Below are 14311 nucleotides of genomic sequence, written 5' to 3' on the forward strand. Positions count from 1 at the left end.
CGGCATGGGAAGTCGCCTCGAAGGCAAGGTGGCCATCGTGACTGGCGCCGGGACGCGCGGTGACGGCATCGGCAACGGAAAGGCATGCGCCTTCGTTTACGCGCGAGAAGGCGCACGCGTGCTGGCTGCGGACGTCGACATGGGACTTGCAGAAGCGACGGCCGAAATGATCCGTGCAGAAGGTGGCACGTGCATTCCATTTCGCGCTGATGTCTCCAGGTCCGAGGATTGCCGCGCCCTGACCGAAGCGTGCATCAAGAGTTTCGGCCGAATCGACGTGCTGCACAACAATGTCGGAATCACCAATTCAGGCGGGCCCGTCGAGTATGCCGAGGAGCAGTGGGATCGCATGATGAATGTCAATGCGAAGAGCATGTTCCTCACAGCGAAGCACGCGCTGCCGCACATGGAGCTGCAGGGCAGCGGATCCATTGTCAACATCGGCTCCATCAACGGTGAACGGGCGATCCCATTCCCGAAGTTCGCTTACGCGGCGTCCAAGGCGGCAATGATCGCCATGTCACGCGAGATCGCGATCCAGTACGCACCGAAAGGCATACGCAGCAATGTGGTGCTGGTTGGCCTGATCAGGTCGCCGATCGTCGAGCAGAACAACACTAGGCTGTATGGCGGCGACCCGGACGAGATGTGGCGCAAGCGTGATGCCATGTCCCCGACGGGCAAGCAAGGTGAAGTCTGGGACGTCGCGAACGCGAGTCTTTTCTTCGCATCGGATGAATCGCGGTACGTGAACGGCACCGTCTTGCCCGTAGACGGAGGCCTGATCAACATGGTGAAGCTGTAGCGTCCCCCCGGGGCCGTTCGAGTGAACGCACGCTCTATAATGAGCACATGTTCGATAAGGAATCCGGGGTGCCGGGGCGACTCACCGGTAAGCGGGCCGCAATCACCGGGGGCGCGGCCGGCATCGGGCTAGCGATCGCGCAGCGATTCGCCGGGGAAGGCGCTTCGATCGCCGTGTGCGATCCAGACCGGGCGAGGCTTGCCGCCCTCCAGCAGGAGCGCCCCGATTGGCTGTACGTTGCCGCGGACGTCTCCATCGAGTCGCAGGTCGCCGAGTTCTTCGAAGCGTGCCGGGCCCGCTTCGGAGCTTTGGACTGCCTCGTCAACAACGCGGGGATCTCGGGGCCGACGGCAGGCATCGAATCGATCGCGCTCGCCGACTGGGAGGCGGTCTACGCGTGCAACGTGCGCGGCGCATATCTTTGCACCCGCGCAGCAGTGGGCCTGCTCAAGAGCGCAGGCGGATCCATCATCATGATGTCATCGCTGGCCGGCCGTGTGGGCGTTCCCTTTCGAACGCCCTACGCGTCGGCGAAATGGGCGCTCATCGGGCTCACCAAGAGCCTCGCTGTTGAACTGGGCGAGCACAAGATCAGGGTGAACGCCATCCTGCCGGGCCTCACGCGGGGGCCGCGGCTGGAGCGGGTGATCGAGGCCCGAGCGGCAAGCTCCGGGCGCACGTTCGAGGAGCAGGTTGCCGTCGAGGTCTCCGCCGGCGCCCTCGGCGAACTCGTCGAGCCGGAGGACATCGCAAGTGCGGCTCTCTACCTCGCCAGCGACGAAGGCCGGCGGGTCACCGGTGTCTCACTGCCCGTAGACGCCGGGCTCGAATCCGCGACCTTCCGGTGAGCGCTCCAAGGCCGCATCGCCGCACCCGTGATGCTAAGCTTCGCGCCTTTTCCCGGAGCCGTCATTGAGCAGCGAGTCCGTCGAGCGAGGGAGACAACGAGCAGACCAGTCGCGCCGTGTCAGGCTGCCGCCTGACCTGCGAAAGTCGATGATTCTCCACGCCGCGATCGACTTCTTCGCGCTGCACGGGGTCTCCTCGTTTTCAGTGCAATAAGTGACGGTACGAAAAGCTAGCACTGGCGCGGAGGTGGTGTTGGTAGATCGTTGATTTCATTGACTTTCCTGTTCACTTTCAAATCTGCGATTCGTGGCGTCAAACCGTGGTCGGTTTCATCCATTGGTGCCAGTTATCGATGCATTTGGCCGCGAAGGCAGGATTTGGTCAGCATAGCGGTCAACCGGGAAGCGAAACACACCCCGCAAGTTGATGCTCTCCAGCCTGGTGGGCGCAATCTTCCCGATCAGTTCCGGTGGAATGACCTGGCGGCGGTTCGACCAGCGATCCAGGACCGCCTGCATCTGTGAGGTATTCCACGCCATCACGATGTTGGCCATCAGGCTCAACGCATCGGCCACAGCCTGCATTTCATCGACACGTTTGGCCTGCGCCGGGCTGATCCGGCCGGTATAAATGGCGCGCTTGAGGGCGTTAACAGCCTCGCCCCGATTGAGCACCCGGCGCAACTCGTTCCTGAAAGCGTCCTTGACAAAGTAGTCAGCCAAAAACGCCGTACGCAGCAACCGCCCCAATTGCACGCCAGCCTCATAGATTGGATCGCCCTGGGCGGCAGAACCGAACCGCGCAAGAGCTGCCACCGCACTGGCATGTCCGCTCATGACCGAGGCTGCCAGGTGCACCAGACTATCCCAATGCTTTTCGATCAAAGCGACGTCGACATTGGCTTCGCACACCGCAGCGATTTCTGCGGGCACTTTGGTGCCGCGTGGCACAAAGAGGTGGCGCTGTTTGAGTTCCTTCAACCGCGGGCAAAGATCAAAACCAAGCAAACGGGCATGTGACATGGCAAAGTCGGTGTAGCCATGGGTATCCACAGCAAGCTGGCTGGTCTCCAGCTTTTCTTGGCGGATGACACCTTCAATGGCCACGCCCGCCTGGCGCTCATTGAGCACAAAGGGCTGCGCATGGAAGATGCCCCACCGGTCTTTTACATGGGAGTAGATTCCAATGGAAGGTGTGTTGCGCCGAGGATCAAGCCGGGCTTGCCACACCCGTTTGGTGGTCTCCATGCTCATCATGTCAGAAGATGCCAAATCGGACCGCCCCCAGGTGGCGGCAATCGGGTGTCGCTGCATGAATTCCAGCACAGCCTGGCAGGCCTGGCTCAGACGCCGTTCGTCCCGCGCCCAGCGCATGGCCTGGCGAATGCTGGTGGCAGACAATTGCGGAATCATGCGCGCGCATTCGACCGCAGTCAGACTGGTGCCGTGGGCCATGATGCCGGCATAGACCATCAGCAGCTCGTCGGTAGAGCGCGGCTCACGTCCGAGCATGATCCAGCTAAAGCGCACCTGGGCGTCAACGGCCAGAATCACTTCCGGCAATTGAACCTCACCGATGCGGTGATCCAAAGCCGCGCGCAGCTTGGTCACTTCTGGGTCTTCGTCCTCTGCGGGCAATGGCGACAAATGGAGTTCATCATCCACGCGCAGTACGCCACTGCGGGCTGCAGCGGCCACCGCATCGACACCGGCAGTTACTCTGGCCAGCAAAGGCTTCAAGAAAGTGGCAGCCTTGCTGGGTAACGATAGACGGGCATAGTGTTTCTTGGACTCTGCCTGCCAACGCTCGTCCGTGAAGAACAAGCGCGCACGACCCCGAAAGCTCAGGCTGTGCTCAATCCAGACCGAGCCATTGCGCACCGCGCGGCGCAGGGCAAACAGGGTGGCCACCTCCAACGCCTGAAACGCCCGTTCCCGGTCTGGGCTGGAGATCGAAACCTGCCAGATCATTCCCAGACTTGGTGCCACCACTTCAACTGGCAGCTTTCTGGATCCTTTGAGATATAAAGCTTGCAGCTTGGCAAGGTACTCGATGGCAGGATGCTCGCCGGTGGCCTGCCAGGGCAGCTTTGCAATGGCGACGAGCAACGACCGCACGGGGCGAATTCCATCAATCAATCCCTCGCGGACCAGGGAGGCCCTGCTCGGTGGTTTGCGTTTCTGGGTTTCGGTGATCAAGGCTTCAAGACGGGCACGCAACTCAGCATCTGGCACCGCACCTTGCGCGCTCAAGGCAACAAGTTCGCCGAGCAGCGTTTTGTACATTGCGGCCCAATTGACGGTAGCGGGGACATCGGCGGCAGCCTGACGCCACAGATCGGCGATCCGGCGCTGCACCATAAGGATCAACTGGTCTGTGGTGGTGAACAGGCAATACCGAAGAAAGCATGCGACCTCCACGGTGCGCGCTGGCTCTTTGATCTTGGCTCCGGCTGAGGGCGGCCTGGAGACAAGTCGGCGCGCGTAGCGGCGCAAGATGAGATCGGGGATGTCTGCCAGGTGCTTATGAACGTCCAGCGTGTAAAGCAGGTCGATGCGCTCCAGTACCTCGCTGATTTGGCGGGTTGAGTGTTTCGCCGGTGCAGCCCATAGCCAACTCTGCTGGGTTTGTCCATCTGGGCGCAGCTCTGAAACTGAGGCTCGCCAGCGATCAAGTGTTGCTGGATCAACGCTGGCGGCGATGGCGGTGCCTGTTTCAACTTCAAGCTGGGCAAGTGCCGCCGCAATCAGTGTCCGAATTGCCCGCTCGTGCACGATCACCAGCTTGTTCTTGTACAGCCATTGACGCGCCCGCACGAGTAGCTGATCGCGGTCGGCGCAGCGCGCCACTTCGTCGCGCAGTTCACGTACCAGTGAGCGGCGCTGGTGCTCGCTCATCCACTGGAATCCAAGGACCGTGCAGGCTACTTGTTGGTGATCGAATAGCGTGCGCCCGCGTTCATACATGGCTCTCAGCGAGGCGACTTCTGGTGCTGCAATGCCAAGCTCGTTGCCAAGGTGGCGCCACAAGGCTACTGGAATTACCCGAAAGGCACCGAGCAAACGCCCACTCATGCGCAGGAAACCAATATGGAGCGCCAGACCAAGCTTGTGGGAATCACCTCGGCGTGCATTGATTGCGTCGCGCTCGGCACCATCGAAGGTGAAAAATGCCTTCATCTCGAAGTCGCTGATATCGCGGGGGAGCCCACGCATCCCCAAAAACGTTGTGTGCCAACCCTGCATCGTGAACCTCAAAAGTGGGAGGCCACCATACCCGTTTACAAAGCGAACAGGAAAGTCAATGAAATCAACGGTCTACCCAGACCACCCCCGCGCCAGTGCTAGCTTTGCGTACCGTCACTTATTGCACTGAAAACGAGGAGACCCCCAGAACCGTTACCAAACAAGCGCGGAGTTCAGTGCCGCGCTGGAGGCGGCGATCCTCAGGTAGCTGGACCAGAGGCCGAGAAGGTGGATGCGGATTGGGTCAAAGCTGAACGCGCCCTGTTCCCTTTGTAGGGTTGTCGGCTTCTGCGCCGCATCTCGGACGATATCGCTCAGCTCTTAGCGGATGTTCGCGGCAGAGATCGTGGGGTTCTCTGCGATCAATATTGGGGTCTAGGTGACCTGCCGTGGCACGGAACAGAGGGAGTTCGCGAAGCCGCTCCAATGGACCGCCTGCCTCACTTGTGGCAAACCAAGCAGGCTCCGCCGCCTTCATCCTCGCCATAGACGTCGTCGATGTCTTCGGGGCATTCCCTCACTGGGCGCAGTGGGTTGATGGGAATGCTCCTGCGCAAGCGTGCGCGGCGGATCTCGTATTCAGCCTTGATCTCGGCGACGCGCTCGGGCTTCTCCATGTCCCACAGGGATTCGCCCTTCGACCAGGTGAAGGGCGAGCCATGCTCCAAGGCGTCCTTCTCAAGCTCTTTGGCTTTTTCGTAGTCCTCGGGGTGCTGCTCGCGCAGCCGAACCCATTCGATCTTCTGCTGGAAGAAGCAGAAGGTGCAGCCGCTTCGCGAACGCCACTCGTAATACTGTGGGTAGCCGACTCCCGAGGACTCAAGGATGTCCACGACGCCAGCCTTATCAATGCCAGCCTCCCTGAAGGGCAGGCGGACGACCAGGTTGTCCGCCTTTGATGAGTAGCCCTCGCGGTAGTCCTCGTCAGCGCGGATTGCCACATAGGAGAAAACTTGGTCGCCAGCCGCAAGCCAGGGCCTGACCCACTGTTCGAAGGGAGCCAACTTGAGCTTTCGGGTGCACCAGCGTGTCTGCGGGTTGGGGAGAAAGTGGTTGTATTCGCGCAGCCAAAAGCGGAAGTCCCGCCGGGGATTGAGCCGGGCGATGGGCTTGCCCAGGTAGCCTTCAAGTCTGCCCAGGAACTCGTAGACCTCGGGAAGCTCTTCCCCGGTGTCGGTGAAGAAGTAGTCGATGTCGAGTTCTGGATGCTTGTCGCGCATCCAGACGGCCAAGGCGGCGCTGTCTTTGCCTCCTGAGATGCCCAAGACATGCCGCTCAGCCATTGGATTCCTCCCTCTCCGTAGCCAGCTTCATGCCGGCCTTCGCCAGGATCGCCAGCAAGACATCAGTGCCCAGGCCTTGGCCCTGCAGCATGCTTGCCAACTCAGCCGCCTTGTCATCGACCATCTTGCGGTGCCTCTCCGAGATGGCGAACGAGCGCGAGATCGTCCGGGTCTCCGCGCCCGCGCCGATGACGACGGCGATGGCTTCGCTGCGCGCCTTGCGGCCTTGGACCGCCACGAAGGCCTCCGCCTCGCGGAAGCGGCGCGCGAACTGCGCCAGCTCCAGCAACGCTGCGTCGATGTGCCGATCAACCCAGTCACGGGGTGGCTTGTCCGCAGCCAGGCTCAGCAGACCCTCCAGGGACTCGCGAGAGCCATCGTAGGAGGCCAGGCGGGTGGCGAATGCATCCAACCGGAAGTTACCCGCCACGCCCGCCAAGGCCGTGGCCCTCTCCCGCAGGGAGTCCAGGTCATCTCGGGTCGCATCGAGGGCGGCAAGCATCTTGGCCTCGACTTCGCCGAGCATCTTGGCGTACGCCGTCGCCAGCTCCTTCAAAGGGGCCCGAAGCTCTTTGACATAGGACTTGCCATCGGCTGCGCCAAGCAGGGATGCCAGGTCAACGAAGAGAACCTTGTGCGGGTCGCTGGCTTTGAGCAGCATATCCCGCATGGCCTTGGCCGTCGCCCCCAACCGCTGCGTGCGGCGCGACCACTCGGGAAGGTTGAAGACCATGGCCACAAGGCCGCGGGCGGCTTCGAGCGGATCGGCCGCGCCAGCTTTCTCACCGATTTCAGCCAGCAGACGGGCGATGCCTTCGAGGATGCGGTTCTTGTCCTCGTCAATGGCGATCCACCGCAGTGTGAAGCGCGAGGGATCCTGCAGGCACTCGTCGATGTCGGCGTCGCTCAGCCTAGGCGTGAACATGCCATCTTTGTAGACGGCCACGTTGGCCTTGTGCGCAAGAAGGAAGGCTGTCAAGAACACAGGCAGCACGCCTTGCTTCATGCCGAAGGGCGGCTGGCTCCAGAGCTCGTAGACCGCATCGACGCCCACGCGGGCGTTGGCATCCGTGAACAGGTCCCTGGTCGCGCGCCAGAGCTCGATGAAGCCCTCGCCCGACTCGATAGAGGGCGGGCAGAAGCGCCAGGCGCCGCTCTCCTTGCGGTAGAGGTCGGACGCGGTCAGCAGGGTGTCGAGCAGCCCGCGCTCCGCCGGGAAGCCCTCGATGCCGAGCCTCTCTTGACCTTCGGCATTGATCATGGAGTGCAGCAGGTCGCGGCGCGCCTTGACGCTGTTGCTCGAAACGCTGTCGCGGTTGACCAGCTCGCTCCACACCGCCGGACAGTGGTGGTAGAGCTTGTCTGCGAGGTCCGAGGCGACAGGAGAGAGCTTGGCCCCCGGCTCGATGACTTGATCGCTTCCGTCGTGCCACTTCGACAGCGAGACTGCGGCTTGGAGGTGGTCTTCAAGGTCGGAGCGGGTCGCAGCCAGCCGGGCGAAGACTTCCCGCCGCGCAACGGGATCCCCGCCCAGCTCATGGCGCTCCTTGACCTGCTCAAGGGCCACCAGCTCCGCCGAGAGCTCGGCGATTCGGGCATGGTTCGACGGGATCCCGATGAGCACGGGCCAGGGATCAAGCCTCGCGCAGGCTTGTGCCCGCTTGCGGGCTTCGCGGGCGGACATACCCCTGCTAGGGATGGCGAGGATGAACTGTCCGAACTCGCCCCGCTGGGGCGAGTAGCCATCGGCGATCTTTTCGGCCTGCTCGACGCTGCGCAGCGAAAGCTCCATCCAGCGCATGGAGCCTGTCTCGTGGTAGTGCCGCTTGGCGACCACCGGATGCATGCCCATGAGCTGTGAGAGCTTCGCGTAGTCGATGCCGGGGGAGGCGGCCAGGGCTTGAGCCATGGCCGCATCGATGTCGAAGTCGCTGCCCTCGAAGACCGACCAAGCCCCGGTGTAGCTCTTGAAGAGAGCGACCTTTAAGGCGGCCAGCTTGCGCAGAGCCTCGTCAATCTGCTCCTGCGGAACCTTGTAGAACAAGGCGGAGAGCACCGGCAAATCGGCGGCTAGGCCCGAGCCATTGCGGAACATGTCGATGATGGCGATGTTCTTGATCATCGCCACCAAGAGCGGATCGCCCGACTTCGCCTCGGCCCGCTCCACCGCCTCGACCGCTTGGGACCAACGGTGGCCGTCGGGTGAGGCCAGGATCGCCGGCTCCAGGTTCGCCCGCAGGTAGTCCCAGTAGTCGCCGGGGCGATACCAGGTGGCTTGGCTTAGCGAGGTCGATTGCAGGTAGGAGCGGAAGCCATGGGCTTCCACCGAAGACAGGAAGCCGAAGGTACTGCGCTCGTTTTGTCCGAACTGCCGCTTTGAGATCGGGCCAAGCAATGCGGCCATGGCCGGATGTAGGGGCCAGCAGCGCGCAAGCGCGTCGGCAAAGTCCTTGCCAACGGCGGGCCTCCTGGAGCGGATGGCCTCGGCAACGATGCTGGAGGCATGGTGCATCCAATCGGGGCGGCGCTTGGCCTCGATCGCCCTGCCGATCAGCTCGACGACTTCATCGCTTGCGGCTACGAAGGGAAGGTCCAGGTAGCGGCCTTGAACCTTTGCCCAATCATCCCGGGTGTCGATGCCCAAACGGGCCGAATACTGCGCGAAGGATTGGTGCAGCACGCCCACGACGACCAAGCGGCCCTCCGAGCGCGCGGAGGCCTCGGCCAACTCTTGGAAGAAGTAGACGTCGTCGCCTGAGCCGAGGGCTGAGGCTTCGAGGAACTTGCCCATCTCATCGATGAAGACCAAGACGCCATCGCCCGGGCGATCCTTGGCTTCCGCGAGCAGCTCGGCGATGACCGATGGTGCGTTGGGCTTGTTGCGTCCGTCGAAGCTCTTGCCTTGGGCCCGCCGAATGGCGGCCCCCAACTCTGCGACCACGCTTCCACGGCGGCCAACAACCGGGAGGACAAGCCATCCTTTGCGGACCGGAAAGGCCTTGTCGAACGCAGGCTTCGAGTCAAGCCTGAGCGCCGCGCGGGCTTTCGCTCTCAGGCCCCTGTCGGGATGCAGCGCGCTGGCAAGCGCGACGGCGAGCGAGGACTTTCCTCCGCCAAAGGGTCCCGTCCAGGTGAAGCTGCGTTGATTGGTTCCGTCGATTTGACGGCACATGCCTTCGACTACCGACGAGGCTGTCGAATGGAAGATGTAGCCGTCCAGCGCATCGGCGCGGCCGATGTCCGCATCGATTCGGATCGAGCGTTGATATTGGCGCGAAATCTGGACAATGTCCGAGAGCGCCTGCTCCTTGGAATCAGCCATAGGCGCGCCTGACCATTTCTTTCCTGTCCTCTTTGGAGAGGTTCTTGCGATGGACTTGGCGCAAGCCCGCGGAGTCGGTCCACGCGAGCTTCCCACCCGTGAAGTCGGCCAAGGCGATCAGCCGCTGGGCAATCGACTCCTCATCGAGCTTGAAGACTCGCCCCGGTGAGCCTTCCGCGTAAGCGACGGTCTCGAATGCCAGCGAGCTTTGGCCTTCTGCCGTCCGGTCCCAGAAATCAATCAGGGCGTAAGCGAAGGCGCCGTCATGCAACGAGGCCTTGGGGCCCCGGCGGAATGCGTATTGGCCTTTGTGGACCTCTTGAAGCAGGCTGAGCTCGCCGAGCAGCGGCTCGGCGAAGTCTTCGGGCGAGCCTCCTGCCGCTCGGGGAGCGTAGCTGCGCAGGCAAGTCTCCAAGTCGCGTGAAAGCGTCGAGGCGGAGAGGCGGTGCCTCGGGTCTAGATCCCGGGCGTATCGGGCCAAGGGCTCTTCTAGCTCTTGGCGGGTAAAGGTCGGCGCTGTCACATGGTTGAACAGCCAATGCCATGTGGTGGAGCGGTAGCAGCGGCCGGCGAGCTGCCAATGGGCGAGCCAAGCGGTGGTGGGGTTCTCGGCGTAGGGGTCGAGGCCGCCGTCTTGCAGGATCTCCATGGCGAGGCTGCCGATGCGGAAGCCCTCGCCCTCCTCGAACATGATTCCGCAGGCGAGCGCCCAATGGCGGATGGAGGCAACCATGTTCTTGCCAACCCCAAAGGCCGCGATCGCCGACTCGTCGACGAAGGTTGACTTCTTGATGTAGCCGCCGTCAACAGTCTGCTCGAAGGCCTTCTTGAGCCACATCTGCCGCAGCGGGAAGGTCTCATGGCCTGAGAAGTGGGCGGGCGGCTTGCCTCCTGCAGCAGTTTGAGTGTTGGCCATGATCGCATCTTAGCGCGGCGAGGGGCGAACACGTCACCTTGACTGCACTCCCGCTGACGACGGGGAAGCAGTTGGCCAAGCTCGCCGAAGCTCACATGATGGATCTGTCGGAGCCTGGGTTCGAACTCGAGCGGGAGGCAGACGAGGCGTTCGCCGGACTGGTGGACTACTTCAGGGAGTACCGTGACTGCGCGGACCTCTACACCGAGTCGCCGAAGTTCGAGGTGTACGACGAACTGCAGTCCCGCATCGATGGCCTGAAGGCGCTCGGCGTGTCATTGCGCTATGCCGAACGCAAAATGCAGGTGAAGTGGGGAGCCGACCCCGATGCCAAGCCGATGCCGGTGAGCGTTCTGTACGTTGTCGCTTTCCCGCTGGGCAAGGAGCCGGACCAGTTTGCGACACCGAAGTCCGGCGGCATTCGCTTCTGATGCAAGTGGGACGCTGTGCCGTCCACACCAGATCCGAGTTGCTTCTTCTGTATCTCGCATCGCCATCCGACAGTGAAGGTCCTGCTGCGAACCGATTGGCTCACGGCTGGCATTCGCTCGCGGAGGAGGTTCCAACCTGCCCCGTCGACGAGCCAAAGGAACACTGCAGCAGGACGAGCATCCCCAGTTGCTCCGCCCTCGGCGCAGCCAGCGGCTGCACCGGAAACGCCCCCTGCACCCGCGGGTCCGTCCCATACCGCTGCACCAGCTTGCAGAACGGGCAGTGGTCGTTCGACCGCGCCACGGAGCCGAAGGCCGCCAGGAACTCGCTGTGGCAGGTCGGGCAGGTGACGAGCGAGAAGCTCCTCGTGTCGGTGAGCCACAGGCCGTCCGTGTGCGCGGCCAGATCGAAGGCGCGGTCGAAGCTGATGCGGTGCGGCGGCTGGCAGATGCCGACGTAGTGGCGGTAGGCGCCGACGAGAGCTTCACCCGCTGGGAAGTCGGCGTCTCGCAGACGGCGGTACAGGGCCACGACGATCGACGCCTCGGCGCGGTGGAGCAGGTTGGCGCCGTGGTACCACTCGGGGGAGTCCGGCGAACGCCCTCGAGGCACGGCCATGCGGTCCGGGAAGAGCAGGCGCAGCGCCTCGCGGGGTGGCAGGCCCGTCAGATGACCGATGGTGCGCACACGTGCGCCGCAGGCCGCGCAGGCTTTGGCCAGTGCCAGGGCGCGCAGTTGGCGATCGACCCGCGACTGCATGGCGTATGACCCGGCATCTGGGCGTCAGGCTGCCGAACTGGCCGTGACATGGCGGGGGGCGTGGACCGCAGCCAGCGGTCGCACCAGCGGCAGCGGCGTGTCGAGCAGGCTGACCAGGTCGCGGCGCGGCGGGAAGAGCGTCGCGTCGCCCAGGTTGGCCACGATGGCCATCAGCTGCTGGACGCTCATCGTGACGAGCCGCTCGGCCTGGATCGCGTCGAGCGCGAAGCGGCAGCACGCCGCCGTGCGGTCGTGGAGGATGCCGTCGCGGATGGTGAGCAGCAGGGTCAGGTTGGCGATCTGCACATCGGAGAGCTGGACCTGGTTCATGGTGCGTCCTCGCGTGGGGACCACGAGCCCGTGCAGGGCAGGGTGGAGGGGTTGGTCGGTGGATGCGGGTCGTGTTGCGGTGGCTGAAGGAATGGTTCCGGCGCTGTGCGGCCAGCATAGGGTGGGCGACAGGTCGACTTCAATGGGCGGCGCGGGCCTGTGCATCTGCTTACCGAATTGCCACTCGCAAGCCCTGGCGAATTCCGGCGAATGCGTGAGCGCCACCGCATGAAGCGCTCAGTTCGCAAGTTCGGCGGCGTGAACGACGCCCTTGTCGGGGCGTCGTGCAACGTCGGCGCCGGCCCGGTCGGCGAACGGGGCTTGACCCCCGCTCGCCGCCGTGCCGGACTGCCTGCTCAGGCCGTGCTCAGATCGCTTCGGCCAGGCCCTTCCACTCGGCGGTGCCGAGCTCGATCAGCTTGCCGCCCAGCGCCTCGAACTCCGTGGCGCGGTCGTAGTCGTCGATCTCCTGGCTGTAGTGCGTCACCGCATTGACCAGCCCGTAGCCCGAGAGCTCGCCCTCGGTGATCAGATGCCGCAACACGCCCGAGCGCTCGACATCGTTGAGCGTGTAGCGCTGGGCCAGCACCTCGACCGTCTTCACCGGGTCGCCGACGAGGGGGATCTTCAGCGTCTTCTGCAGCTTCTGCGCCGTCTGCCGGAAGCTCGCCTCCGACACCGCCGCCTGCACCACGTCGCGCACCTTCAGGAAGAAGGCCTTGTCGTCGGCACGCAGGGTGTCGTCCTGGTAGACCTGCAGGCCCTCGTCCTCGGTGCCGAGCGAGCGGCCCACGTGCGTCTTGCGCAGCGACCGGTCCGCCGCGATCAGGCCGTTGCGGCAGATCAGCCGGTACAGCAGCGGCTGCACCGACAGCGTGCCCTGGCCGACCTCCGAGTTCGAGATCACCACGCCGGCCTGCACCACGTCGCCCGGCGCCATCTCGTAGGTCAGGCGCGAGGTGATGCACTTCAGGTACATGCGCGTCTCGGTCAGCTCGACCGACTCGAAACGCACTTCGGGAAGCTGCTGCAGGATGGGCAGCACGCTCTCGGCGAGGTCGAAGTTGTCGAGCCGGCGGTAGCGGTCCGACAGCACCGCGCGCACCTGGCCGTCCAGGGTGCGCAGCATGCGCCGGTCGTCCTCGCTCTGCAGCCAGGTGTTGACGTTGCGGTCCAGCAGCACCGGTTGCTCCTCGCGCATGCGCTCGAAGTAAGCGTGCGGGATCTTCAGCTTGTCGGCCAGCTGGCGGCGCGCCAGCGGCGTGACGCCGTAGCGCACCGGGTTGCCGGCTTCGTTGACGATGATGTGCGTCTGGCCGTCGTCGCCGGTGCTGTGATGCACCAGCTGCGACGGCACGATCAGGTCCTTCTTCGAGTGCATCTGGCGCTCCAGTTCCTGGGCCAGGCTCACGAGGGTACGTCCGCTCTTCATGACTTTCTCCAATCGGGGTGTGTGAAAAGCGGGGACGGCACGGCCCACGTCGGGGCACGGGTCCCCGCAGTGGGTTGACGACGACAACTCGCCGCATGCAGCGCGTCCTGGGTGGATCGGCGATGCATCGGCGAGGCAGGGGCGCGACGTCGGTGACATGGGTGTCGCCATCGGTCGCGATGGATCTCCAGGGCTGCCTTCGTGGCGCCGGGAGGCGTCACCTGGTCTGGCAGCTACCAGTCGGGAAACGACGAGGGGAGCGCGTCGGCCGCATGGCCGACGGCGCCTGACCTTTTCGCCGGCACCGGCAGGTCTTGGCGCAGGGCATTCGCCGACCCGTCCAGAGCCGCTGAAAAAGCGGGTGCGGCCCGCCGTGGCTCGCCGCACCCCAAGCTCCATGACCTCTGCCTCAGCCACCGAGGGCCACCCGGTTGCCCGAGGCCCGGTCGGCCGACGACGATGCGGTCGCTGGCCCCCGGCCCTGGTCGGGGCCGGTGGCACGCTGGCACCACACATCGGCCCAGTCCGTGCCCGCATGGCGCGGCACGAACACCCGCACCTGGCGCGGGCCGGTGGTCCTCTCCTCCCGCTTCAGCCGCCGCGCGAGCGCGTAGGCGAAGCACTGGCCGGCGAAGTCGCCGCCGGCGTCGTTGTCCGCATAGATGCAGACCTCGCGCACGGTGTCCGGCACCCAGAGCTTCTCCAGGTTGCCGGCGCTGATGCCGGCCCACACGGGCTTGCCGGTGGCCAGGTGCACCGCCAGGGCGGTCTCGATGCCTTCGCACAGCGCGAGCTGCGCGCCGGCGTCGAACAGCCGCACGGCGGCGCCGTGGATGCCCGCGGAGAGCACCTTCTTCGCGTCGGCGGCGTCGAGCTTTCGGCCATCGCGCAGGTAGGTCCGGTGCAGCGTCACGGCCTGACCATCCGGCGCCTGGATC

11 protein-coding genes are annotated in these 14311 nt (G+C 64.1%); 3 read left to right on the forward strand and 8 right to left on the reverse strand.

Annotated features, from left to right (window positions below; all coding sequences use genetic code 11):
• Window positions 1-4 precede the first annotated feature (4 nt).
• Both HQN59_RS11385 and HQN59_RS11390 read left to right on the forward strand, forming a co-directional pair.
• Window positions 5-805 carry an SDR family NAD(P)-dependent oxidoreductase gene (locus HQN59_RS11385; RefSeq protein ID WP_176069192.1) on the forward strand — a complete coding sequence of 267 codons (801 nt, stop codon included), beginning with the start codon at window positions 5-7 and terminating at the stop codon, window positions 803-805.
• Window positions 806-852: 47 nt separating this feature from the next.
• A complete protein-coding gene (locus HQN59_RS11390; protein ID WP_176069193.1) occupies window positions 853-1653 on the forward strand; it encodes an SDR family oxidoreductase in 801 nt (266 codons plus the stop codon).
• A 330-nt stretch (window positions 1654-1983) separates the two neighbouring features.
• On the opposite strand, the gene HQN59_RS11395 is transcribed toward HQN59_RS11390, so the two are convergent.
• The 4 genes from HQN59_RS11395 to HQN59_RS11410 all read right to left on the reverse strand — a co-directional run bounded on the left by HQN59_RS11395 (window position 1984) and on the right by HQN59_RS11410 (window position 10420).
• Complete coding sequence (locus HQN59_RS11395; protein WP_003049965.1) at window positions 1984-4899, reverse strand: Tn3-like element IS1071 family transposase; 2916 nt, start codon at window positions 4897-4899, stop codon at window positions 1984-1986.
• A 440-nt stretch (window positions 4900-5339) separates the two neighbouring features.
• Complete coding sequence (locus HQN59_RS11400) at window positions 5340-6182, reverse strand: phosphoadenosine phosphosulfate reductase domain-containing protein (RefSeq protein ID WP_176069194.1); 843 nt, start codon at window positions 6180-6182, stop codon at window positions 5340-5342.
• The gene (locus HQN59_RS11405; RefSeq protein ID WP_176069195.1) at window positions 6175-9504 is read right to left on the reverse strand and encodes an ATP-binding protein; all 3330 of its coding nucleotides are present in this window, start codon (window positions 9502-9504) and stop codon (window positions 6175-6177) included. The genes HQN59_RS11400 and HQN59_RS11405 overlap by 8 nt, the downstream gene beginning before the upstream one ends.
• Window positions 9497-10420: a DUF4007 family protein gene (locus HQN59_RS11410; protein WP_176069196.1), complete on the reverse strand. Its 924-nt coding sequence runs from the start codon at window positions 10418-10420 to the stop codon at window positions 9497-9499. Before HQN59_RS11410 ends, HQN59_RS11405 begins: the two co-directional genes overlap by 8 nt.
• Before the next feature lie 38 nt (window positions 10421-10458).
• On the opposite strand from HQN59_RS11410, the gene HQN59_RS11415 reads away from it, so the two are divergent.
• Window positions 10459-10851 (forward strand): XRE family transcriptional regulator, encoded by a 393-nt coding sequence (locus HQN59_RS11415; protein ID WP_246294843.1) that lies wholly within the window; start codon window positions 10459-10461, stop codon window positions 10849-10851.
• A 100-nt stretch (window positions 10852-10951) separates the two neighbouring features.
• Here the strand turns inward: HQN59_RS11415 and HQN59_RS11420 are convergent, their stop codons facing one another.
• The 4 genes from HQN59_RS11420 to HQN59_RS11435 form a co-directional block, all read right to left on the reverse strand.
• The gene (locus HQN59_RS11420; protein ID WP_176069197.1) at window positions 10952-11611 is read right to left on the reverse strand and encodes a FlhC family transcriptional regulator; all 660 of its coding nucleotides are present in this window, start codon (window positions 11609-11611) and stop codon (window positions 10952-10954) included.
• 24 nt (window positions 11612-11635) lie between these two features.
• Window positions 11636-11941 carry a hypothetical protein gene (locus tag HQN59_RS11425; RefSeq protein ID WP_176069198.1) on the reverse strand — a complete coding sequence of 102 codons (306 nt, stop codon included), beginning with the start codon at window positions 11939-11941 and terminating at the stop codon, window positions 11636-11638.
• Window positions 11942-12308: 367 nt separating this feature from the next.
• Window positions 12309-13373 (reverse strand): DUF932 domain-containing protein, encoded by a 1065-nt coding sequence (locus HQN59_RS11430; protein WP_176069199.1) that lies wholly within the window; start codon window positions 13371-13373, stop codon window positions 12309-12311.
• Between the two features lie 409 nt (window positions 13374-13782).
• Window positions 13783-14311 (reverse strand): toprim domain-containing protein (locus HQN59_RS11435; RefSeq protein WP_176069200.1); only part of this gene is annotated, 529 nt, incomplete at its 5' end.

It is taken from the genome of Rhizobacter koreensis, from assembly GCF_013366375.1.
Lineage (GTDB): Bacteria > Pseudomonadota > Gammaproteobacteria > Burkholderiales > Burkholderiaceae_C > Schlegelella_A > Schlegelella_A koreensis.